At 69.3% G+C, this 21,265-nt stretch carries 15 protein-coding genes and 1 pseudogene; 11 read left to right on the top strand and 5 right to left on the bottom strand.

What is annotated here, in order from left to right:
* Window positions 1-87 precede the first annotated feature (87 nt).
* The 9 genes from P5W98_RS32510 to P5W98_RS32550 all read left to right on the top strand — a co-directional run bounded on the left by P5W98_RS32510 (window position 88) and on the right by P5W98_RS32550 (window position 10,115).
* Entirely contained in the window at window positions 88-642 is a 555-nt protein-coding gene (locus P5W98_RS32510) for a chemotaxis protein CheW (RefSeq protein ID WP_421028527.1), read from the top strand.
* Window positions 639-2,243, top strand: coding sequence for a CheR family methyltransferase (locus tag P5W98_RS32515; RefSeq protein WP_421028528.1), 1,605 nt, complete (start codon window positions 639-641; stop codon window positions 2,241-2,243). Before P5W98_RS32510 ends, P5W98_RS32515 begins: the two co-directional genes overlap by 4 nt.
* 55 nt (window positions 2,244-2,298) lie before the next feature.
* Window positions 2,299-2,994, top strand: coding sequence for a chemotaxis protein CheW (locus tag P5W98_RS32520; RefSeq protein WP_421028787.1), 696 nt, complete (start codon window positions 2,299-2,301; stop codon window positions 2,992-2,994).
* On the top strand, window positions 2,991-5,390 hold the full coding sequence (locus tag P5W98_RS32525; RefSeq protein WP_421028529.1) for a hybrid sensor histidine kinase/response regulator: 2,400 nt from the start codon (window positions 2,991-2,993) through the stop codon (window positions 5,388-5,390). The genes P5W98_RS32520 and P5W98_RS32525 overlap by 4 nt, the downstream gene beginning before the upstream one ends.
* On the top strand, window positions 5,390-6,424 hold the full coding sequence (locus P5W98_RS32530) for a chemotaxis response regulator protein-glutamate methylesterase (protein ID WP_421028530.1): 1,035 nt from the start codon (window positions 5,390-5,392) through the stop codon (window positions 6,422-6,424). The genes P5W98_RS32525 and P5W98_RS32530 overlap by 1 nt, the downstream gene beginning before the upstream one ends.
* 102 nt (window positions 6,425-6,526) lie before the next feature.
* Window positions 6,527-7,654: a diguanylate cyclase gene (locus P5W98_RS32535; protein ID WP_421028531.1), complete on the top strand. Its 1,128-nt coding sequence runs from the start codon at window positions 6,527-6,529 to the stop codon at window positions 7,652-7,654.
* Window positions 7,655-7,823: 169 nt separating this feature from the next.
* The gene (locus P5W98_RS32540) at window positions 7,824-8,660 is read left to right on the top strand and encodes a transcriptional regulator (RefSeq protein ID WP_421028532.1); all 837 of its coding nucleotides are present in this window, start codon (window positions 7,824-7,826) and stop codon (window positions 8,658-8,660) included.
* Between the two features lie 52 nt (window positions 8,661-8,712).
* Window positions 8,713-9,231, top strand: a complete 519-nt coding sequence (locus P5W98_RS32545; RefSeq protein WP_421028533.1) for a sigma-70 family RNA polymerase sigma factor — start codon at window positions 8,713-8,715, stop codon at window positions 9,229-9,231.
* Window positions 9,228-10,115 (top strand): anti-sigma factor family protein, encoded by an 888-nt coding sequence (locus P5W98_RS32550; RefSeq protein WP_421028534.1) that lies wholly within the window; start codon window positions 9,228-9,230, stop codon window positions 10,113-10,115. Before P5W98_RS32545 ends, P5W98_RS32550 begins: the two co-directional genes overlap by 4 nt.
* Window positions 10,116-10,228: 113 nt before the next feature.
* On the opposite strand, the gene P5W98_RS32555 is transcribed toward P5W98_RS32550, so the two are convergent.
* Window positions 10,229-12,079: a trypsin-like peptidase domain-containing protein gene (locus P5W98_RS32555; protein WP_421028535.1), complete on the bottom strand. Its 1,851-nt coding sequence runs from the start codon at window positions 12,077-12,079 to the stop codon at window positions 10,229-10,231.
* Window positions 12,080-12,420: 341 nt separating this feature from the next.
* Between P5W98_RS32555 and P5W98_RS32560 the strand changes: the two genes are divergently transcribed.
* Window positions 12,421-14,331 (top strand): sensor domain-containing diguanylate cyclase, encoded by a 1,911-nt coding sequence (locus tag P5W98_RS32560; protein ID WP_421028536.1) that lies wholly within the window; start codon window positions 12,421-12,423, stop codon window positions 14,329-14,331.
* Between the two features lie 157 nt (window positions 14,332-14,488).
* Window positions 14,489-16,117 (top strand): EAL domain-containing protein, encoded by a 1,629-nt coding sequence (locus P5W98_RS32565; RefSeq protein WP_421028537.1) that lies wholly within the window; start codon window positions 14,489-14,491, stop codon window positions 16,115-16,117.
* Window positions 16,118-16,149: 32 nt separating this feature from the next.
* Here the strand turns inward: P5W98_RS32565 and P5W98_RS32570 are convergent, their stop codons facing one another.
* The 4 genes and pseudogenes from P5W98_RS32570 to P5W98_RS32585 all read right to left on the bottom strand — a co-directional run bounded on the left by P5W98_RS32570 (window position 16,150) and on the right by P5W98_RS32585 (window position 21,127).
* Entirely contained in the window at window positions 16,150-17,103 is a 954-nt protein-coding gene (locus P5W98_RS32570; RefSeq protein WP_421028538.1) for an ABC transporter substrate-binding protein, read from the bottom strand.
* Between the two features lie 115 nt (window positions 17,104-17,218).
* A pseudogene (locus tag P5W98_RS32575) lies at window positions 17,219-18,175 on the bottom strand (ABC transporter permease subunit); the annotation flags it as partial.
* Between the two features lie 149 nt (window positions 18,176-18,324).
* Entirely contained in the window at window positions 18,325-19,878 is a 1,554-nt protein-coding gene (locus P5W98_RS32580) for a sugar ABC transporter ATP-binding protein (protein ID WP_421026894.1), read from the bottom strand.
* Entirely contained in the window at window positions 19,865-21,127 is a 1,263-nt protein-coding gene (locus P5W98_RS32585; protein WP_421026895.1) for an ROK family transcriptional regulator, read from the bottom strand. Before P5W98_RS32585 ends, P5W98_RS32580 begins: the two co-directional genes overlap by 14 nt.
* Between the last annotated feature and the right edge of the window lie 138 nt (window positions 21,128-21,265).

Genomic DNA, 21,265 nt, shown 5'->3' on the forward strand with positions numbered 1-21,265 from the left:
ATTGATGCCGATGCTTGCGGGCATAAGTGCGGGTGTGGGCTTGGGCAGCGGCGAGCCTGGCTTGCCGTTTCATTGAACGGAGCCGCGATGCTGTTTCTCGTGTTCGAGCTGGACGGCGAACGTTACGCGCTCGATGCGCGCGACATCGTGCGCGTGCTGCCGCTGCAGCCGGTGCGCTCGTTCGCGGGCACGCCGCTGTATATCGCGGGCGTGATCGATCACGAGGGCGCGCCGGTGCCGGTGATCGACATGGCGATGCTGGCGCTCGGCCGGCCCGCGCGCATGCTGATGTCGACGCGGCTCGTGCTGGTGGACGACAACGCGCCGGCGGCTTCCAATACGCTTTCGGCCACGCCTGCGCTTACCCCCGGCGATGGCGTGCCGCCGCGCCGCATCGCGCTGCTGCTCGAATGCGCGACGCGCACCCAGACACTTTCGCCTGAAGCGTTCGCCGAAGCCGGCATCGCGACGCCCGAGGCGCGCTGGCTCGGCCCGGTGGCAAGCGACCCGCACGGTTTCGTGCAATGGGTGAAGGTCGAGCAGTTGCTCGACGAGCGGGTGCGCGCGCTGCTGTTTCCCGATCCGCCCACCTGGCGCGATGCGGCTTCCGGCAGCGTTTCGCCGACCGGGCGCGCGCCATGATGTCCGCCCCGCAGCAGGTGGACCCGCGCTTCGTGGCCTGGCTCGCGCAGCAGACCGGCATCGACGCCGAATCGCTGGGCGCTCACGCGCTGGCGCGCGCGGTGGCCGCGCGCGCGGCCCTGACCGTGACCGGGCACGACCACGGTGGCAAGACCGCGCCTCACGAGGCGAGCGCTGCGCGCGCAGGTGCGCTGCCGGCGCAATGGGAGGGCGGCGCGGCGCTGCCCGAAGCGGTGTGCGACGCTTATTGGGCGCGTCTGACGACCGATGTCGCCGAGCGCCAGGCGCTCATCGACGCGCTTGTCGTGCCCGAAACCTGGTTCTTCCGCGAGCGCGAAGCATTCGCAGCGCTCGCGCGCGGCGGCGTGCAGCGCCATGCGGCGGCACCCGGCGAACTCGTGCGGGTGCTCAGCGTGCCGTGCTCGACTGGCGAGGAACCCTATTCGGCGGCGATGGCGCTCATGGATGCGGGCCTCGCGCACACGCAGTTCGGCATCGATGCCATCGATATCAGCGCCACCTCGATCGAGGCCGCCACGCGCGGCGTGTATGGGCGCAATGCGTTTCGCGGCGATGCGCCGGCGCCTGGCGGGTTTCGCGAGCGCTACTTTCATGCGGCGCCGGACGGCTGGCAGCTCGCCGACGCCGTGCGGCGCGCCGTGTCGTTCGAGCGCGCGAACCTGTTCGACTGGCTCGCGGCGCATCCGGTGCGCTATGACTTCATCTTCTGCCGCAACGTGCTGATCTATTTCGATCGCGAGGCGCAGGACCGCGCGATCGGCCTGCTGCGCGCGCGCCTTGCCGAGGGCGGCATGATTTTCGTCGGGCCGGCCGAAACGGGGCTCATGATGCGTCATGACTGGATCTCGGCGCAGATTCCGCTGGCGTTTGGCTTTATCGCGCCGGATGAGCGCGCCGTGCGCCGGGCGCATGATTCGGATGCCTTACGGGTTGCCGGGGCGGGGGCAGCTGCTGCGTTGCCGAAGACGTTGCCAAATGCGTTGCCAAATGCGTTGCCCACCGTGGCGCTGCATTCCGCCGTGCAGGCTCCGCCGCTGGCGCGGCATGCGCCGTCCGTTGCGCTGTCCGCGCGCACGAGCGGCGTCGCGGGTGCCGCGGCTGTGGCGGCGGGGAAAGCGTTTTCGGTTGCGCGCGCCGCCGGCGCGCCGCTTGCAAGCTTGGGGGGCGCACGCGCACAGCCGGCGGTACAGGTGAATGGTGCATTCGCCGCGCCGGGCGTCGCTACGCCGGGCGTCGCTACGTCGGGCGTCGCTACGCTGGCGTCCGCGCGCCGCCTCGCCGATTCGGGCGCGCTCGACCAAGCCGCCCGCGCCGCCGCGCAAGTCGCGCAAGCATCCCCGCAAGATGCAGAGGCGTGGTATCTGCTCGGCTTGATCGCCGACGCTCAGGGCCGGCCCGCGCAGGCGCTGGAGCACTATCGCAAGGCGCTGTATCTGGAGCCCGGCCATTACGAGGCGCTCACGCATCTGGCCGCGCTGCTCGAAGTGCAGGGCGACGCGCAGGGTGCGCGCCGCCTGATGCGTCGCGCCGAACGCGCCGCGCCAGCCGTGTCGCGTCGCCACGGAGACGCGGATGCGTGACTCGACCTCCCCATACCTGAACGACATGCAAGCGAACCCGCCAGGGCATGACGCCATGCACGATTCGACTGCGCACGCCGTGCCGCTCGACGATTGCTGGAACCGCATCGGCACGCTCGGCGATGGCTCGTGCGAGCGTCTCGCGCACCATGTGCGCTGCCTGAACTGCCCCGTCTTCGAAGAGGCTGCCGCGCGCATGCTCGATCGCCCGGCACAGCGCGCGTCGCTCGAGACCGAAGCCGGGGACGTCCACACCTTGCAATCGACGGCTCAAACCGGCGCGGCGCGGCGGGAAGGTTCGCTGGTGTTCCGCGTGGGCGCGGAGTGGCTCGCGCTCAGCGCGCAGGCGCTGCGCTACGTGGGCGAGGCGCGGCCGATTCACTCGCTGCCGCACCGGCGCAGTCCGGCGGTGCTCGGCGTCGTGAACGTGCGCGGCGTGCTCACGCTGACGGCGTCGCTCGCCGAGTTGCTGCGGATAGGCGCAGCAGCGCACGCAACGGCCAATCACGCAACGGCAGCGGCCACGCCGCGTCTGCTCGTGGCCGAGTGGGAGGGCGAGACGACGGCGTTTCCCGTCGACGAGGTCGAAGGCGTGGCTTACTTCGGCTCGGGCGATTTGCTGCCCGCGCCCGCCACGCTCGCGCACGCAGCGGGCCGGCACGTGCGCGGCGTGTTCGCCTGGCGCGGGCGTTCGGTGGGCGTGCTCGAACCCGACGCGCTGTTCGGCGCGCTAACCCGGAGCCTGCGATGAGCGACGACGAACTGAGCCGCCGCTCGCTGCTCGACCTGTTTCGCGAGGAAGCGCAGACACAGACGCGCACGCTCTCGGCGGGCCTGCTCGCGCTGGAGTCCGCGCCCGCCGACGCGCCCACGCTCGAAGCGTGCATGCGCGCGACGCACTCGCTCAAGGGCGCGGCGCGCATCGTCGGCTTGCCCGAGGCCGTGGACGTGGCGAGCGCGATGGAGGACTGCTTCGTCGCCGCGCAGCACGGCGAGGTGACGATCGATGCGGCGCGCATCGACGCGCTGCTGGTGGGCATCGATCTGCTGCTGGCGGCAGGCGACGCGTCGGCACCGCCGCTCGCGCGCGAAGTCGTCGACGATTTCGTGGCGCGGCTGGCGGGGGCGGGGAGCGCGGCGGGTTCCGGCGCAGCGCCCGCCGGACTGGCCGACGAGGCGCGCGTGAAGGACGCAGCGCAAGCGGACGCCGCCGCCGAGGCGTTGCTAGCCGCGAGTCTCGCAGGCACGCTGGGGTCGGACGTCGCCACGGTCGAGCCTGCGCAATCCGATGACACCCGCGATGACACCCGCGATGACACCCGCGCTGACACCCGCGCCGACACCCGCGCCGACACCCCCGCCGCTCACCCCAAACACGCCGCCCAGGACCTCGACCGCATGCTGCGCGTGCGCGCCGGCACGCTCGACCGCCTGCTGGGTTTCGCGGGCCAGTCGCTGGTGGAGTCGCGGCGCATGCGCCCGTTTGCGAACCATCTGCTGCGCGCGCGCCGCGCCCAGGGCGAGGTGCTTGCCGCGCTCGGCCATTTCCACGAGCGCCACGCGCAGGCGCTCGGCGCCGAGGCGCGCGCGTCGCTCGCGGGCATTCGCGATCAGCTGGCGGCGCTGGAGCGCCAGCTCGCCGAACGTTTCGACGACCTCGATCGCATCGACCGGCGCGGCACGCAGCTTGCGCAACGGCTCTACGACGAAGCTCTGCAATGCCGCATGCGCCCGTTCGGCGACACGGCGCATGCGTACCCGCGCATCGTGCGCGACCTCGCGCGCTCGCTGGGCAAGCGCGTGCGCCTCGTCATCGAAGGCGAAGCGACCCAGGTGGACCGCGACATCCTCGAAATGCTCGACGCGCCGCTCGGCCACCTGCTGCGCAACGCGCTCGATCATGGCGTCGAGGATCCCGAGACGCGGCGCAGCGCCGGCAAGCCCGAAGAGGCGCAGCTCACGCTCGAAGCGCGCCACAGCGCGGGCAAGCTGCTGATCGCCGTGGCCGACGACGGCGCGGGCGTCGACCTCCCAGCGCTGCGGCGCGCGATCGTCGCGCGCGGCCTCGCGCAGCCCGAGGCCGTGGCGGCCATGTCCGAGCCCGAGCTGCTCGACTTCCTGCTGCTGCCCGGCTTCACGATGCGCGAGCGCGTGACCGACGTGTCCGGGCGCGGCGTGGGGCTCGACGCCGTGCAGAATTTCGCCAAGGCCGTGCGCGGCACGGTGCGCATCGAAAGCGCGGCGGGGCGCGGCACGCGCTTCGTGCTGCAATTGCCGCTCACGCTTTCGGTGGTGCGCAGCCTGATCGTCGAGGTCGCGGGCGAGGCCTACGCGTTCCCGCTCGCGCATGTGCGCCGCGCGTTGCGCGTGCCGCGCGAAGCCATCGAGATGCTGGAGGGCCAGCAGCACATCGTTCACGAAGGGCGGCCCGTGGGGCTTGTCACGGCGCGCCAGCTGCTCGGCGCGAGCGGCGAGCCGGCGAGCGCGGACGATGTGTGCGTCGTGCTCATCAGCGCGGGCCACGGCGCCGACCACGAAGCGGCGCTTTACGGCATCGCGGTGGACCGCTTCGCGGGCGAGCACACGCTGGCGGTGCAGCCGCTCGACGCCCGCCTCGGCAAAGTGCGCAACGTGGCTGCCGCCGCGCTGCTCGAAGACGGCGCGGTGGCGCTGATCGTCGACGTGGAGGATCTCGTGGCCTCGGTCGCGCGCCTCGTGCGCGAAGGGCAGCTCGCAGGCGTGGCGCGCGGCGGCGACACCCAGGCGCGCGAACGCAAGCGCATTCTCGTGGTCGAGGATTCCTTGACCGTGCGGGAGCTGGAGCGCAAGCTCCTCGAAAAACGCGGCTACGCGGTGAGCGTGGCGGTGGACGGCATGGACGGCTGGAACACGCTGCGCAACGGCCAGTACGATCTCGTGATCACCGATGTGGACATGCCGCGCATGGACGGCATCGAACTCGTGACGATGATCCGCAACGATCCGCAGCAGCGCGGCGTGCCGGTCATGATCGTCTCGTACAAGGACCGCGAGGACGACCGGCGCCGCGGCCTCGACGCCGGCGCCGACTACTATCTGACCAAGGGCAGCTTCCACGACGAAGCGCTGCTCGATGCCGTGAACGACCTGATCGGAGAGGCGACCTGATGAACATCGGTATCGCGAACGACATGCCGCTCGCCGTGGAGGCGCTGCGCCACGCCATTGCGGGGCGGCCCGGGCATCGCGTGCTGTGGGTGGCCGCCGACGGCGAGCAGGCCGTGGACTTCTGCGCCGCGCAGCCGCCCGACGTGATCCTGATGGATCTCGTGATGCCGAGGCTGGACGGCGTGGAGGCCACGCGGCGCATCATGGCGCGCTCGCCGTGCCCGATCCTGATCGTCACGAGCAGCGTGGGCGCGAACGCCTGGCGCGTGTACGAGGCGATGGGCGCGGGCGCGCTCGACGCGGTCGACACGCCTACGCTGGCGGGTCCCGCCGCGCGCAGCACGATGGACCTCCTGCTCGCGAAGATCGACCGGATCGGCCGCGTGAACGGCACGCTGGAAACGGCGCGCGCGCCCGAGGTGTTCGCGGCCGGCCCCGATGCGCGCACGCCGCTGGTGGCGATCGGCGCATCGGCGGGCGGCCCCACGGCGCTCGCGGAGGTGTTGGGCGCACTGCCGGCGACCCTGAACGCGGGCATCGTGATCGTGCAGCATGTGGACCAGTCGTTCGCGCGCGGCATGGCGGAGTGGCTCGACGGGCAAACCGCGCTCACGGTGCGCGTAGCGAATGAGGGCGACCGCGTGGTGGCGGGCGAGGCGCTGCTTGCGGCAACCAACGACCATCTGTGCATGATGGCTTCCGGGCGCCTCGCCTACACGCGCGAACCAGCCGAGACGCCGTATCGCCCATCCGTGGACACCTTTTTTCATAGCGTGGTCGAGCATTGGCCGGGCGAGGCGATCGGCGTGCTGCTCACGGGCATGGGGCGCGATGGCGCGATCGGCCTGAAGGCGATGCGCGCCAAGGGCTATTACACGATCGCCCAGGACGAGGCGACGAGCGCCGTCTACGGCATGCCGAAGGCCGCCGCCGCGCTGGGCGCCGCGCGCGCGATCCTGCCGCTTACGGCGATTGCCGGCGAACTGGCGAGCCGCCTGAGCATGGTAGCGATGACGAGCCCGCCGACGCCTTAAAGACTGCCGGCGAAGAAACCATAACTGCCGCCGATGGACGTACAGCCGGCATCGAGCAGACATCAAGCGTTAGAAACACCGACCGTAAAAGTGACAAACACCATGACCGAGAAGCCGAATCCATCGACCGCAGCCGACTCCGCGCTGGCCGAAGGCGGGCCCGACGAGGCATCGCTCGAAAGCGCGCTCGCTGCCGTGCGCACGGCGCTCGCGCAGCCGCTGCCCGGCTTGGAGGCGCCGATGATGGTGCTGCTGGTGGACGATCAGGCGATCGTCGCGGAGGCCGTGCGGCGGGCGCTGTCGAGCGAGCGCGAGATCGACTTCCATTACTGCGCGTATCCCGACCAGGCTGTGCGCATGGCCGAGCAGGTGCGCCCGACCGTGATCCTGCAGGATCTCGTGATGCCGGGCACCGACGGCCTCACGCTGGTGCGCGCCTATCGTGCCAACGACGCCACACGCGACGTGCCCATCATCGTGCTCTCCACCAAGGAGGAGCCGGCGATCAAGAGCGCGGCTTTCGCCTCGGGCGCGAACGACTATCTCGTCAAGCTGCCGGACAGCGTCGAGCTTATCGCGCGAGTCAAATATCATTCGCGATCCTATGTAAACATGCTCCAGCGCGACGAGGCCTATCGCGCGCTGCGCCGCTCGCAGCAGGAACTGCTCAAGGCGAATCTGGAACTGCGCCGCCTCACGCAGTCGGACGGCCTCACGGGGCTCTCGAACCGGCGCTATTTCGACGAATTCCTTGGCGCGGAATGGCGGCGCGCGCAGCGCGAGACCAGCGAAGTCTCGCTGCTGATGATCGATGTTGATTACTTCAAGCCCTATAACGACACCTATGGCCACGTGGCGGGCGACAACGTGCTGCGCTCCGTGGCCACCACGATCCGCCGCGAGGTGAACCAGCCGCGCGATCTCGTGGCGCGCTTCGGCGGCGAGGAGTTCGCCGTCGTGCTGCCGGGCGCGGGCAGCGCGCTTGCGCGCCTGCTGGCCGAGAAAATGCGCCGCGACGTGGCGGAGCTGGCGCTGCCGCATAGCGGTTCCGCGGTGAGCGAGCATCTCACGATCAGCGTGGGCGTGGCCACGCTCACGCCCACTGAAACGCTCGCCGAAACCGCGCTGATCGAAGAGGCCGATGCGGCGCTTTATCGGGCCAAGCGCGAAGGGCGTAATCGTGTGGCGTATTCGACGGCGGTGACGGGGCGGGGGGGAGATCACCCGTAACCCCCGCTGACTGCTGCCCCCCTTGACGTGATCGAAGTCATCTAAGCGCCGAAGTCGGCGCATTGAACGCGGCCGTCGCTCCGCGTATCGAGAAATTGCGTCCCCGCATGGAATAAGCGGCAAAGCACGCGTGTTAGTCCATCGTCCCCAACTCACGCGGTGGCCAATCATGGCGTTGCAGGGGCCGCGCGACGAGCGGCCGGTGTCCGAAGGCGATATCCACGCCTATACCGATGGCGCGCTCGCCAGCGAGCGGGTCGCGCGCGTGCGCCGCTATCTGGCGGTGCGCCCGGGCGAATGGCATCGGATCCTGTTTTATCGTCGGCTCAATGTCGAGCTTCGTCATGCGTTCCCGGAGTCCGGGGCCGAAGCCGAGGCCGCCATCCGTCGGCCCGCGTCGCTGCGCCGTGATCGGACCGGGCCCTATGGCGGCGGGCGCTACCGCAGCGCCGTGCTTGCGCTCGCGGGTATGCTGGCCGGCGCGGCGCTGGCGTGGTTCGCCGTTTCCGGGCCCTGTGTCCAGGTTCTCGACGACGCGGCGGTCATGGCGTTCATGGAGGCCGGCAACGGCGCTTCGGCGGCTTCGCCCGCGTCGTCCGTGCAGTTCACGCCGTTGCTGGCTGCGCCGCTACCCGATGAACGCGTGCCGCCGACGCCGGCCAGCATCTCCGCGCCGTTTGATTTCTCGCCGGCGGGCTTGCGGCTCGTGGCTTCCGGCACGGTCGAACTCGGGCCGTTTGTGCGGGTGCGGCGCTGGGTCTATGAAAACAGCGAGGGGAAACCGGTCGTGCTGCTCGCGTCGCGCGCGTGGTTCGCGCGCGCCGGGCGGCAATGGAGCGCGCGCCGCGCCGGCAATCTGCGCCTGCTCGGATGGAGCGGGCATGGCGAGCGCTGGGTGCTCGCGGGCGATGCGCGCACGCGCGGGTTGATGCGCGCGGCGGACCTCGCCACCCAGGAGCCGGCGGCACGCGTGGACGAGGCAGGCAATGCGGAGCAGCAGCGATGAGCACCCACGATGAACGGGCAGACGAGAATGGCGAGGACCGCGAGGATGGAACATGGATTTCCGTGACGAGCTGATAGAACACGTGCCGCGCCTGAGGCGCTATGCCCGCGCGCTGATCAACAACCGGGAACTCGCGGATGACCTCGTGCAGGACACGCTCGAGCGCGCACTCGCGCGCACGGCGCTGTTTCAGGCGGGTACGGATTTGCGCGCCTGGCTCTTCACGATCATGCACAACCTGTTCGTGAATCAGGTGCGCAAATCGGCGGCGCGCGGCACCCATGTGAGCGTCGACGACGAGAGCGTGCCCGAGACCGATTACGCGGTGCCGGCCACCCAGTCCGGCACCCTGGAAGTGCGCGATCTCGACTTCGCGCTGCAGCGGCTGCCGCTCGAGCAGCGCGAGGTGGTGCTGCTGGTCGGGCTGGAGGAAATGAGTTACGCCGACGTGGCGCTGGCGCTGGACATCCCCATCGGCACGGTGATGTCGCGGCTTTCGCGGGGACGTGAGCGACTGCGCGCGCTCATGGCCGGTGTCGTCCCGCGTGCGAATCTGAAGGTGGTGCGATGAGCGAGCAACGTAATCCCGTGACCGAAGACGAAATCCACGCTTACGTGGACGGCACGCTGGCGCAGGCGCGCCGCGCCGACGTCGAGCGCGAGCTCGAACGCAATCCCGATCTTGCTGCGCGCACGAGCGATTTCTTCGCGCTGAACAACCTGCTGCACGAGCGTTACGATCGTGTGCTGAGCGAGCCTGTGCCCGCGCGACTGCGCATCGAACCGGCCAGCCGCTCCGGTGCTTCGGACACCCTCGGCAATTCCGGCGAGCCGGCACGGCGGGGCGCGCGCGAAGCTGCGAACTGGCCGAAGTTCGCGGGTCTTGCGGCGGCACTGGTGCTGGGCGTGGGCATTGGCTGGGGCACGCATTATGGCGCGGACATGCTGGACGGCGCGGCGGGCCGCGGCGATCAGCATGCGAATCTATCCACGGCGAGCGCGGACTCGACCATGAACTTCGTGCACGAGGCCGCGCTCGCGCACGTGGTCTATATGCCCGAGGTGGATCGCCCCGACACGATGGGCGCGCGCCGGGAGCAGGATTTCGCGCAGTGGCTCGCGAACCGGCTCGGCACCAACGTGCATGCGCCGATGCTGGCAAAGAGCGGCTTCGAGCTCCAGGGCGGGCGTTTGCTGCCCGGCGCGAATGGCGACGTTGCGCAGTTCATGTATCACAACGCGCAAGGCGAGCGCGTGACGCTGTGCATCTCGCACCGCAAGGCAAGCAGCAATACGACTGCGTTCAAGCTCTACCAGGACGGCCCGGTGAATGTGTTCTACTGGATCGACGGCGATTTTGGCTATGCGCTGTCCGGCGGCATCGATCGCAGGGTGCTGCTGCAGCTCGCGCACGACGTCTATGCGCAGTTGACGCCAACGCCGGCGCCGCACTAGACGCGTTCGCGATATCCGCTTGCCAACGCCGAGCCCCGCTTTTCATGAGCGGGGTATTGGCGTTGCACGCTGTGGACGTTTGGGCTTCAACCACTCATTGTGCGCGCGTGCCCTCACTGGAGCTTCACCGCAACGAAGCTGCGCGCATGGTTTCTCTGGATCAGCACGTCCATGCTCCTCGTCGCCTTGGCCTCGAGCTCGGCGGCCTGGTCCTCGGTTTCGACCAGCATTTCGTTGAGCGTCAGCACGACGTCGCCGCGCCGCACGCCGGCTTTCGCGGCGGGGCCGGTCGAGTCTTCCACCATCAGCCCGAGCGGCAGCCCGGTCGAGCGCTTTTCGTCATCGGTCAGCGAGTGCGTGATGAGGCCGAGGCGATCCGCGGTATGGCGGGGCGCCTGGGCGTCTGGCGGAACCGGTGGTTTGGCGGGCGGTTGGACGGCCGCTTGCGTCATGGCCGTCTTCACGGCCTTGACGTCGTTCACCTGTGCCGTATTGGCGACGGCCGGGGTGGCGGCTGCGGCGGCCACGGCAGGCGCCGCAACCGCTGCTGCTGGCGCGGGCGCTGCCGCTAGTGCAGGGGCAGGGGCAGGCGCCGCCGCTAGCGCCGGTGCGGGTGCAGGAACCGCATGCACATCAGTTGCCGCATTGGGTGCATTGGCCGCCTGCGTCCCGGCGGCGGCCGCGTTCGTGAAGTGCGCCTGCGCCGGCTGCCGGTTGCGGATCACCGACAGTGGGATTTTCGTCGCGGGCGGCACGGCGGCGAGCTGCTCGGCGAGCGCAGCGGCACGGTCGACCGGTTTGTCACCCACCCCCACGATGACGTCGCCCGGGTTCACGCCCGCCGCTGCGGCGGGCGAGCCCGGTTCGACGGCGTCGACGAGCGCGCCGCTCGCGTGCGGCAAGCCGAGCGCCGCGGCGATCCCGGCGCTCACATCTTCGACGCGCATGCCGAAGGTGCGGGTCGCGTGCGTGCTGCCGGCGCGGCCCGCGCCTGGGTTCGCGTCGGCGTCGGCATTGGCGTCGGCATTGGCGGCGTGCGCTGCCGCGTGCGCGGCCTGCAACTGTGCGCGGAACTGGTTCGCGGCTTCGATCGGAATCGCGAAGGTCAGGCCGTCGTAGTGGCCGCTATCGGCGTACAGCTGCACGTCGATGCCGATCACCTCACCCGCGCGATTGAACAGCGGTCCGCCGGAGTTGTCGGGATTGACTGCCACATCGGTCTGCAGAAACGGGAACGCCTTGCCATCGGGCAGCGTGCGCGAGGTTGCGCTGACGATGCCCGTCGTCACGGTGTTCTGGAAGCTGTCGGGCGAGCCGATCGAGAGCACCGGTTCGCCCGCGCGCAGCTTCGACGAGGCGCCGAGCTTCACGAATGGCAGATTGCGCGCGCCGTCGATCTGCAGCACCGCGACGTCGCTCTGCGGGTCGACGGCCACCACCTGGGCCTTCAATTCGCGCTTGTCGGTCAGCCGCACGATCACTTCGTCGGCTTTGTCCACGACGTGCGCCGTGGTGAACACGAGGCCATGCGAGGTCACGATGAAGCCGGAGCCCGCGCCCGTCATCGCGCGCGGCGCGCCGGGCTGGCCCTCGGACGGTGGCCGCGGCGCACGCCTGAAGAACGCGAAGAACGGGTCGTCGGCGTCGATGGCTTCCTGCCCGGGCGCTTCGGACTGGTCGTCGGGGCCGCGCGCGATCACGTGCACGACGGCAGGGCCGTAGCGCTCGGCGAGCGCGAAGAAGTCCGGCGTGGCCATCGCGGAGGGCGTGACTGATGAAGCTCCGGCGATGGTCCCAGCGCGAGTGACGGCAGCGGGCTTGCCTGGCGCGGATTTGTTGGCGCTGGATACGCTGGACGCCGGCACGGGCGTTGCCGCGTTCGTCCGGAGGCAGAAAGCACTGGCGAGCGCCAGCGTGAGCGCCGCCGCGGGGCGCGAGGTGCGGGCGAAAATGAGGCGGAGCACAGCACACCTCCCAGGGCAATCGTGCTGGCGGACGTGGACCGGGATGCAATGGTGATGCAGCGGGCGCCGACAGAAATAGTTTAGTCACGCGGCGCAGCGAGTGGGGAGGAGGGTTTGTCCGGTTGCGCACGCAGAGGGCTTGGTGCCGGGCGCCGATGCGCCCGCAACGAAACCGGGCACAGCGCGTGCGGCTACGCCGTCCGGTTGAAAAATCGGCGCTGATATACTGGGCGCTCGATTTTTTCGTCCCCGCGCGCGCCATGCCCGTTCCCCAATCGTCAGCCGAATCTGCGTTCGTCCCGCCCACGGCGCCGGCTCGCGATGCGCATGGGAGCGTCCGCGTGCCCGGCGTGCATAGCGCGGGCTCGCATGCCGGGAACGGGCTCGATTCTCTGCTCGATGCGCTGATGCGGCTCGTGGCCCGCCATTTCGGCGTGGCGGCCGCGTGCGTGTTGCCCGGCGATGCGGCGGACGGCGCGCCGGCCTGGGCGGGCGCGGGTGTGGAAGCCGCGGGCGCCGCTGCATCGGGCGTTGCGTTGCCCTTGCGCGAGGCGCTGGCCGAAATCCGCTCTGCACAGAGCGCGCTCGCCATGAGCGGTCCGGCTGGCACGGCTGAGCCGCATGACATCGCAGGCGCGGGCGAGCCGTTCATCGTCGGCGATCTCGGGGCCGCCCCCGCATGGCAGGCGTGCTTGTCGCGGGCGAGCGCGCTACCGTTTCGCTTCGTGGCGGCCTGGCCGCTGCGGGGGGCCGGCGGGGACCCGCTGGGCAGCCTGTGCCTGCTCGATCATGCGCCGCGCAAGCTTTCGCCGGCCGACCGTGCGAGCCTCGACGACTTCGCGCGCGTGATCGCGGCGCTGGCGGCGCAGGAATCGATCATCGAAACCCGGGGCGCGCCGTCCCCAGCCGAAGCCATGCTGCTCGAGGAGCTTGAATCGCTGCGCGCCCGCGAGCGGCTTCTCGCGCTCGCCATCGCAGGCAGCGGCACGGGCATTTGGGATCGCGATGTAGCCACCGGGGAAATCCGCTATTCCACCGGCTGGAAAGCGATGCTTGGCTACGCCGACGACGAGGTGACCAACCGCATCGAAGACAGCTACCAGCGCCTGCACCCCGACGATATCGACTACGTGAAGGCCACCATGCAGGCCCACTTCGAGGGCCGCACCGAGCAATACGAAGTGGAGCACCGCATCCGCTGCAAGGACGGCAGTTACAAGTGGATTTGCAGCCGCGGCAAGGTCACCGCGCGCGACAGCGAAGGCCGCGCGCTGCGCATGATCGGCACCACGACCGATGTGACGTCGATGCACCAGATGGCGGAGCGCCTGCGTGAGTCGGCCAGCCTCGTCACCAATCTCACGAATGAAGTGCCGGGTCTCGTGTTCCAGTGCCGCCGCACGCCCAGCGGCCACATGAGTCTGCCTTACGCGAGCGCGGGCATCGCGGAGATTTACGAGCTCGCGCCGGCGCAGGTCGCGGCGCACGCACGCGCGATCGAGGCGCTCATTCATCCCGACGATCTCGACGCGTACCGCGCGTCGTTCGCGGCTTCGGCGGCCACGCTTGCCCCGTGGCACCTGGAATATCGCGTGTGCCTGCCGCGCCAGGGGCTGCGCTGGCGGCAGGGCGATGCGAAGCCGCAGCGCCTCGCCGATGGCGTGATCGTCTGGCACGGCTTCATTACCGACGTCACCGAGCGCAAGCGCATCGAGGCCGAGCTGCAGGAGTTCGCCACGACCGACGGCCTCACGGGCCTCGCGAACCGTCGCCACTTCATGATGCGGCTCGAGGCGCAGCTTGCGCTGTTACGCCATGCAGACAGCGTGGGCAACCCCGGCCATGTCGGCCACGCGAGCGCCGCCGTGCTGATGTGCGACCTCGATCATTTCAAGTCAATCAATGACCGCTTCGGCCATGCCGTGGGCGACGAGGCATTACGCCATTTCGCCGGAATCCTGCGCACGCATCTGCGCGCAGGCGATGTGGCCGGGCGCATCGGCGGCGAGGAATTCGCGCTCCTGATCGGCGGCGCCGATCTCGACGGCGCGTGCACGGTCGCGCGCCGCATCCAGGATTGCATTGCCCGCGCGCCGCTCGCGGGCGGGGCCGCCGGAGTGCCGCTCACGGTCAGCATCGGCGTCACGCAGTTGCGCGCCGGCGACCCGAGCGTCGAAGCCGCGCTTTCGCGCAGTGACGGCGCGCTATATCGCGCGAAGAAAGGCGGACGCAATCGCATCGAGCGCGCCTGAGCCGCATGGTGTGATCGGCCTGCGGCCGGCGCGGGCGAGCGGCACGGCCCACTCTTCATTCCGGCCCTTGGTGTAACGTTCCAGCAAGCCAATACTTTTCGCGCCGGCGCGCCAGGCGGCGTGTCGCCGGCCGCCGCCCAGTCGCAGGGAGGCGTATTTGCCGGAGCTCGATTCCAGGTTTTCGCACCAGCAGCAGACCGGCGCGGCTAGCGCGTGGGCGCGCGCCGCTCAGGCGGCGATGATGGCGCTCGCGGCGGCGCTGCCGGTGCTGCTATGCGCCGCGTTCCTGCGTTACGAAGCCGCGCGCCTCGTGCGCAACGAGGCCGGGCTCGTCTCCAATTTCGTCGTCAATCAGGTGGTCGCGATTGCCGAGCGCGCGCGCAATGCGGCGCGGGTCGTCGCGCCGCGCGCCGCCGAGCCGTGCACGAAGCTGGCGGTCGCGCTCACGCTCGGCGCGGCCATGGAGCCGTATATCCGCACGCTCAATGTCGTCGACGGCGATCGACTTGTCTGCTCTTCGGCGCTCGGCCAGCAGGCGCTCGCCCCGCACGCCGCCATGGCCGTCAATGGGCGCCTGCCGCGCGGCGACTGGCTCGCGATCGTGCCGCACACGCCGATGGTGGTCGATCGCCCGACGCTGCTGGTGGGCGTGCGCGCGCCAGGCGCACGCACCGTGGTTGCGGTGGTCGATTCGCAATATCTGCTCGACTTGCTGCGCGCGGCCGCTCCGCTTTCCGTGTATCGCCAGGCCGATTTGCGCGTGGGCACCGGCACCTCGCTGCGCGAAGCCCGTGACGATACCCCGCTGGCCTCGAGTCCGCTCGTGGCCGATACGCGCAAGCTGTTTGCGGGCAGCGTGATCGACCTGCAGCTTTACGGCGAGCCCGCGCACCTGAACGACATCTGGGGCGGCCTGCTGCTGCGTTACATGCCATGGGTGGTGGCGTTCTCCGCGCTGCTCGCGTGGCTCGTGCACCGCATGCAGCGCAGCCGCCAGTCGCGCCGCGAGCAGTTGCTGCGCGCGATACGCGCGGGCGAATTCCACGTCGAATATCAGCCGCTGTATGGCGTCGAGTCGGGCCGTTGCGAGGGGGCCGAGGCGCTGCTGCGCTGGGTGCGTCCGGGCATCGGCGCGGTGCGCCCCGACGAGTTCATTCAGGCCGCCGAGGAAGACGGCGTGATCGTGCCGCTCACGCAGCATCTGCTGAAGTTGATCGCGCGCGACGTCATGCGCTGGGGCACGCGGCCAGGCTTTCACCTGGGCATCAACTTCTCGCCGGAGCATCTTTCGGGCGAGGACCTGCTACCTGACGTGCGGCGCTTCATCACCCAGATCGAAGGGCGTCAGATCCAGACCGTGCTGGAAATTACCGAGCGTTCGATCATGCGCAATACCGGGCAGGCGCGGCACAATCTGGACACATTGCGCGGCGAAGGCGTGCAGGTCGCGATCGACGATTTCGGCACGGGGTATTGCGCGCTGTCCTATCTGGAGAAATTTCCATTCGATATCCTGAAGATCGATCGAGGCTTCGTGCTTACGATCGATGCCGAGGGGCGCAGCGCAGTCGTGCTAGACACCATCGTCGGCCTCGCTCACAGCCTGGGCGCGCGCATCGTGGCGGAGGGCCTGGACTCGCAGGCGCAGTTCGAGTATCTGCGCGCGCGCGGCGTGAATTACATGCAGGGCTTTCTCTATGCGAAGCCGATGCCGGCTGATGTCTTCAGCCGCTGGTATAGCCGCGCGGGCAGCGAGGCGTGCGCCAGTCCGGAGGCGCACGCCTGAATCATGACAGGGGCAACACCGAATAAAGCCACTCAATGCGGCGACGACCAGCCCTTGTAGCTGCCGATGTTGTCGCGCGTGATGAGCTGCGGCGTCATCTGGATCAGCGGATTGGCGGGCCTCTTGCCGTTCATGATGTCGTAGCCCACCTGCACGGCCGTCTGCGCCATCTTCCACGGATCCTGGCTTGCCGAGGCCTGCACCAGCGTGCTGGTCTTGAGCGCCGTTTCGATATCGGGCGCGCCGTCCACCGAGGTGATCACGATGTTGCTGCGATTGAGCTGCTTGGCGGCCAGATCGCTGCCCACGGCCTGCGGATCGTTGATGGTGAACACGCCGGCCACTTGCGGGTAGCGCGTGAGATAGCCCTGCATGGTGTTCATGCCGCCTTCGCGCGAACCCTTGCCGTCCTGGTCGTCGGAGAGGATCTTGATGCCCGGCGACTTCGCGAGCACCTGCTTGCAGCCGTTCACGCGGTCGATCACGGCCGAGACCTGCGGGCCGTTCTCGATGATCACGTTGCCCTTGCCGTTGATCTTCTTCGCCAGATATTCACACGAGATCTGGCCAGCCTTCACGTTGTCGGTCTGCACGGTGGCGTCGGCGCCCGCGGCAGCCACGTCCACCGCCACCACCACGATGCCCGCGGCGCGCGCCTTCTTCACGGCCGGCTCGATCGCCTTCGGATCGGAGGCGTTCAGCAGGATCATGTCGACGTGCGCCGAGATGAAGTTGTCGATCTGCGTGAACTGCTTGTTCAGGTCATAGTCGGCGGACACGGCGGTGACTTTCGCATTCGGATTGAGCTGCCTGGCCTTGGCTTCGGCACCCTGCACGATCGTGACGAAGTAAGGATTGCCAAGCGAGCCCACGGTGATGCCGATCGACTTCAGTTGCTTGTCGGCGGCATGCGCGCCCTGCAGCGCGAAACCGAGCGCGAGTGCGGCAGCGGCGCGAACAGCGAAAGCAGCCTTTTTCTTGAACATAACGTTGTCTCCAGAGGGGTCCGGTTGGTGTGTGTCATGCAGGGCGGGGGCAGGAGGACCGCCTGCTCCCGCTTTCAAAGCCGGTTCAAGGCCGGTTCACGGCCGGTCAAGCGGTTCAGGTGCGCGCCGAGCCGCGCTGGCGGTAACGGTCGAGCGCCACGGCACCGACGATCACGAGGCCCTTGATGATGTATTGCCAGATGTCCGAGACGCCCAGCAGCACGAGGCCGTTCGAGAGCACCGCGATGATGAGCGCGCCGATCAGCGTGCCGACGATCGAGCCCACGCCGCCCACGAAGCTCGTGCCGCCCAGGATCACCGCCGCGATGGCGTCGAGTTCGTACGACTGGCCGAGCTGCAGGCCGTTCGCGGCATAGAGGCGCGCGGCCGACATCACCGCGCCCAGGCCCGCGAGCAGGCCCGAGACCGCATAGACGAACATCTCGATGCCCCACACCTTGATGCCCGAGAGGCGCGCCGCTTCGGGGTTGCCGCCCACCGAGTAGATGTGCAGGCCAAGCACCGTGCGGCGCAGCACGAACCACGACACGGCCACCACCACCAGCGCGATGATCACGAGCCAGGGCACGCCGAACACCGTGCCGTTGCCGATGAAGGCGAACGAGAGTTGCGGATTGAAGACGGTGGTGTCGTGGCCGATGAGGCGGGCGATGCCGCGCACGGCCGTGAGCGAGCCGAGCGTGACGATGAACGGCGGCAGGCGCAGCAGCGAGATCAGCGCGCCGTTGACGATGCCAAAGCCGAGCCCCACGCCGAGCGCGGCGGGAATGCCCAGCCAGCCCCAGCCCGGCACGGTCGAGCACAGCATGGCCGTGACCGCCGAGGCGGCCAGTATCGAGCCCACCGAGAGGTCGATGCCGCCCGTGAGAATCACGAAGGTCATGCCGGCGGCGAGCACGATGTTGATCGACGCCTGCTGCGCGACGATCGAGAGATTCTGGAACGTGACGAAGCCATCGGTCAGGAAGCCGAAGCCGATGCATAGCAGCACGAGCACGGGCAGCATGCCTGCCGTGCGCATGAGGGATTTCATGCGGGCGCGATGGCCGTTGGGCGCAGCGCCCCCGCGCGCGGCCTGGGCCGGTTGGGCGGGCGACGCTGCAACGCCGTGGCGGGGAAGGATGTTCTTCATGATGTCGTGCTCCTCAATATCTCTTCGACTGGTGCGTCGGACGGGTGCGTCGGACGGGTGCGTCTGAATCAGGCGGCCTCGTCCAGCGCGTCCTGCGAGCCGGTGGCGAGTTCGATGATGGCTTCCTGGTTGATGGGCTTGCCGGTGTAGCCGCCCAGCTCTCCGGCGAAGACGCCTTCGCGCATGACGAGCACGCGGTCGGCCACGCCGATGATCTCGGGCAGTTCGCTCGAAATCACGATGATGCCCACGCCGGTTTTGGCGAGGTCGTTGATGATGCGGTAGATCTCCGACTTCGCGCCGATGTCCACGCCGCGCGTCGGCTCGTCGAGGATCAGCACGCGTGGTCTGGTTTCCAGCAGGCGCGAGAGCAGCACCTTCTGCTGGTTGCCGCCCGAGAGCGCGCCCACGTTCACGCGCGGGCTGGGCACGCGGATCGAGAGCGAGCGGATCGAGTCCTTCGCGCGCGACGCGCCGCGCGCGAGGTCGAGCACGCCGAAGCGCGCATCGCGCCCGGCCACGGCCACGTTGATGTTGTCGCGCACGCTCATGTCGAGAAAGAGGCCCTGATGCTTGCGGTCCTCGGTCAGATAGACGAGGCCCGCCTCAATCGCATCGCGCGGGCCATGCACGTGGAGCGTGCGCCCGTCGATGGCGATCTCGCCGCGCACGCGCGGCTCCGCGCCGAAGATCAGGCGTGCGAGCTCGGTGCGGCCCGCGCCCACGAGGCCGGCAATGCCGAGCACTTCGCCCGCATGCAGGTCGAGACTGCAGCCGCGCACGCGGTTGTGGTCGGCCACGTCGCGCACCGTGAGCACTGCCTTGCCGGGATCGTAGGGCGCGTGCTCCTTTTTGTAGAACCCCGAAATATCGCGGCCCACCATCATGCCCACCAGGCTTTCCGCGTTGAGCGCGTCGCGCATCAGCGTGCCCACGTAGCTGCCGTCGCGCAGCACCGACACGCGGTCGGAGAGCTCATAGATCTCGGCCATGCGGTGGCTGATGTAGATGATCGCGAGCCCTTCCTCGCGCAACTGGCGGATCAGCTTGAACAGACGCTCGGTTTCGCGCGAGGAGAGCGGCGTGGTGGGCTCGTCCATCACGATGATGCGCGCGTCGCCATGCACGGCGCGCGCGATTTCCACCAGCTGGCGTTCGGCGATGGAGAGCGAGCCCACCAGCGTCGCGGGGCCGAAGCTGGCGCCGAGACGCTTGAGCACGTCTTCGCAGCCGCGCTCCATGGCGGCCCGATCGACCATGCCGAAGCGGCGGCCGCCGCGGCGCAGCTCGCGGCCCGCGTGAATGTTTTCGGCAACCGAAAGGTTCGGCGCGAGGCTCAGCTCCTGGTAGATCACGGCCACGCCCAGCTCGCGCGCGGCGAGCGGCCCGTCGATCACGACCGTCTTGCCGTCGAGCACGATCTCGCCGCCGGCGTCGGCCTGATACGCGCCCGAGAGAATCTTCATGAGCGTGGATTTGCCCGCGCCGTTCTCGCCCATCAGCGAATGCACCTCGCCGGGCCACACCGAGAGGCGCACGTTGTCGAGCGCGCGCACGCCGGGAAACGTCTTGCTGATACCCCGCATTTCCAGCAGCGGGGGCGTCTGTTCAGAGCGCGACATGGCTCTCCTCCTGCGCTTGTACGTTGGCTTGTGCGCCGGCGCCCATCAGGATGCCCGCACGCGGCGAAAAGTTGAAGAACATGGGCAGCGTGGCGGCGCCCAGCGCGCCGGCGTCGGGGCCGAAGGTGCCGCGCACCAGCGCGGGCGTGCCGCGCGCCTCGGGCGCGGTGGCCGCCACGGCCACGCGCAGGCGCTGCATGAGCGTATCGATGAGGCCCGCGTCCACGTCGGCGTCGAGCACCACGGCCGGCACGTCGAGCACGCACAGCGCGGCGCGCAGCGCGGGCGCGAGCGCGTCGATGCAGTCGTCGAGCCATTCCCCGACGGCCGGATGGCCGCGTGCGATGCACGCCTCGATATCGGCGCGGTTGTCCACCGTCTCGCCGTGATATTGCAGATGGCGGCGCAGCGCGATGAGCGAGGCGCGCGAGAGCAGGATGTCCCACTTGCCGGCGGGCTTGTGCGCCGAGGGCAGGGCGCCCGGCGGCACGGGCATCACGGCGAAGTCGCCCGCGTTGCCGGAGAGGCCGCGCACGCAGTCGCCGTTGATGGCGATGCCGCCGCCAATGGCCGGGCCGAGGAACAGATAAAGGAAGTCGTCGCGCTGACGGCCGCAGCCGTAGAAGATTTCGGCGATGGCGGCGGCGTTGCCGTCGTTTTCGCTGAACACGGGCAGCCCGAGCGCGCGGCCCAGCTCGCCCGCGAAATCGACGTCGCTCCACACGCGGAACGCCTCGGCGGGCAGACCCAGCTCGCTCAGCCAGCTGCCAAGGTTGTACGGCTGCGCGACGCCAATGCCCGCGAGCCGGCTGCGCTCGGATTTATCCAGCAGGGCGGATAGTTCGCGGATGTCCTGCTGGACGATGTCCTGCGCCACCGAAGGTTGGGGGAGCAGCATGTCGTGCGAGCGCCGGCCGATCATCTGGCCCGCGAAGTCGACCAGCACGGTTTCGATATTGGTCCGGTCGAGCCGCACGCCGATGGCGAACGCGCCGCGCGGCGCGAGCCGCAGGAGCGAGGCGGGCTGGCCGCGTCCGCCGTCGAGGCGCCGTCCGCTCATCTCGATGAGGCCGTTTTCCGCAAGCGAGGTGATGATGCTGCCCACGGCGGTGCTGGTGAGATTGGCGAGGCGGGCGAGATCGGCCTTCGAGGCCTCGCCGGCGCGCCGCAGCGCCTGCAGCAGCAGTCGCTCGTTGAAGCGGCGGACATTGGCCGAGTTGCTGCCCTGGCCGACATGCGGACTTCTCACGTGTTTTCTCCGGTTGCGCCAGCAAAGGGTGTGACAGGGTTGGCGACTAAATAAATCAAGTTGATTTATTTAATGACGGAACGCGGCCTGTGTCAGCCTGGGGAAATCCCGGTCGCCGTGTAGCCGCCACGTCTTCCC

The sequence above is a fragment of the Paraburkholderia sp. A1BS-2L genome (assembly GCF_051125205.1).
Classification (GTDB): Bacteria; Pseudomonadota; Gammaproteobacteria; order Burkholderiales; family Burkholderiaceae; genus Paraburkholderia.

Coding starts and splice junctions, on each gene's coding strand:
- P5W98_RS32530 (WP_421028530.1), top strand. CDS start 5,390: ATGAACATCGGTATCGCGAACGACATGCCGCTCGCCGTGGAGGCGCTG.
- P5W98_RS32550 (WP_421028534.1), top strand. CDS start 9,228: ATGAGCGAGCAACGTAATCCCGTGACCGAAGACGAAATCCACGCTTAC.
- P5W98_RS32545 (WP_421028533.1), top strand. CDS start 8,713: ATGGATTTCCGTGACGAGCTGATAGAACACGTGCCGCGCCTGAGGCGC.
- P5W98_RS32510 (WP_421028527.1), top strand. CDS start 88: ATGCTGTTTCTCGTGTTCGAGCTGGACGGCGAACGTTACGCGCTCGAT.
- P5W98_RS32540 (WP_421028532.1), top strand. CDS start 7,824: ATGGCGTTGCAGGGGCCGCGCGACGAGCGGCCGGTGTCCGAAGGCGAT.
- P5W98_RS32525 (WP_421028529.1), top strand. CDS start 2,991: ATGAGCGACGACGAACTGAGCCGCCGCTCGCTGCTCGACCTGTTTCGC.
- P5W98_RS32515 (WP_421028528.1), top strand. CDS start 639: ATGATGTCCGCCCCGCAGCAGGTGGACCCGCGCTTCGTGGCCTGGCTC.
- P5W98_RS32570 (WP_421028538.1), bottom strand. CDS start 17,103: ATGTTCAAGAAAAAGGCTGCTTTCGCTGTTCGCGCCGCTGCCGCACTC.
- P5W98_RS32580 (WP_421026894.1), bottom strand. CDS start 19,878: ATGTCGCGCTCTGAACAGACGCCCCCGCTGCTGGAAATGCGGGGTATC.
- P5W98_RS32520 (WP_421028787.1), top strand. CDS start 2,299: ATGCACGATTCGACTGCGCACGCCGTGCCGCTCGACGATTGCTGGAAC.
- P5W98_RS32535 (WP_421028531.1), top strand. CDS start 6,527: ATGACCGAGAAGCCGAATCCATCGACCGCAGCCGACTCCGCGCTGGCC.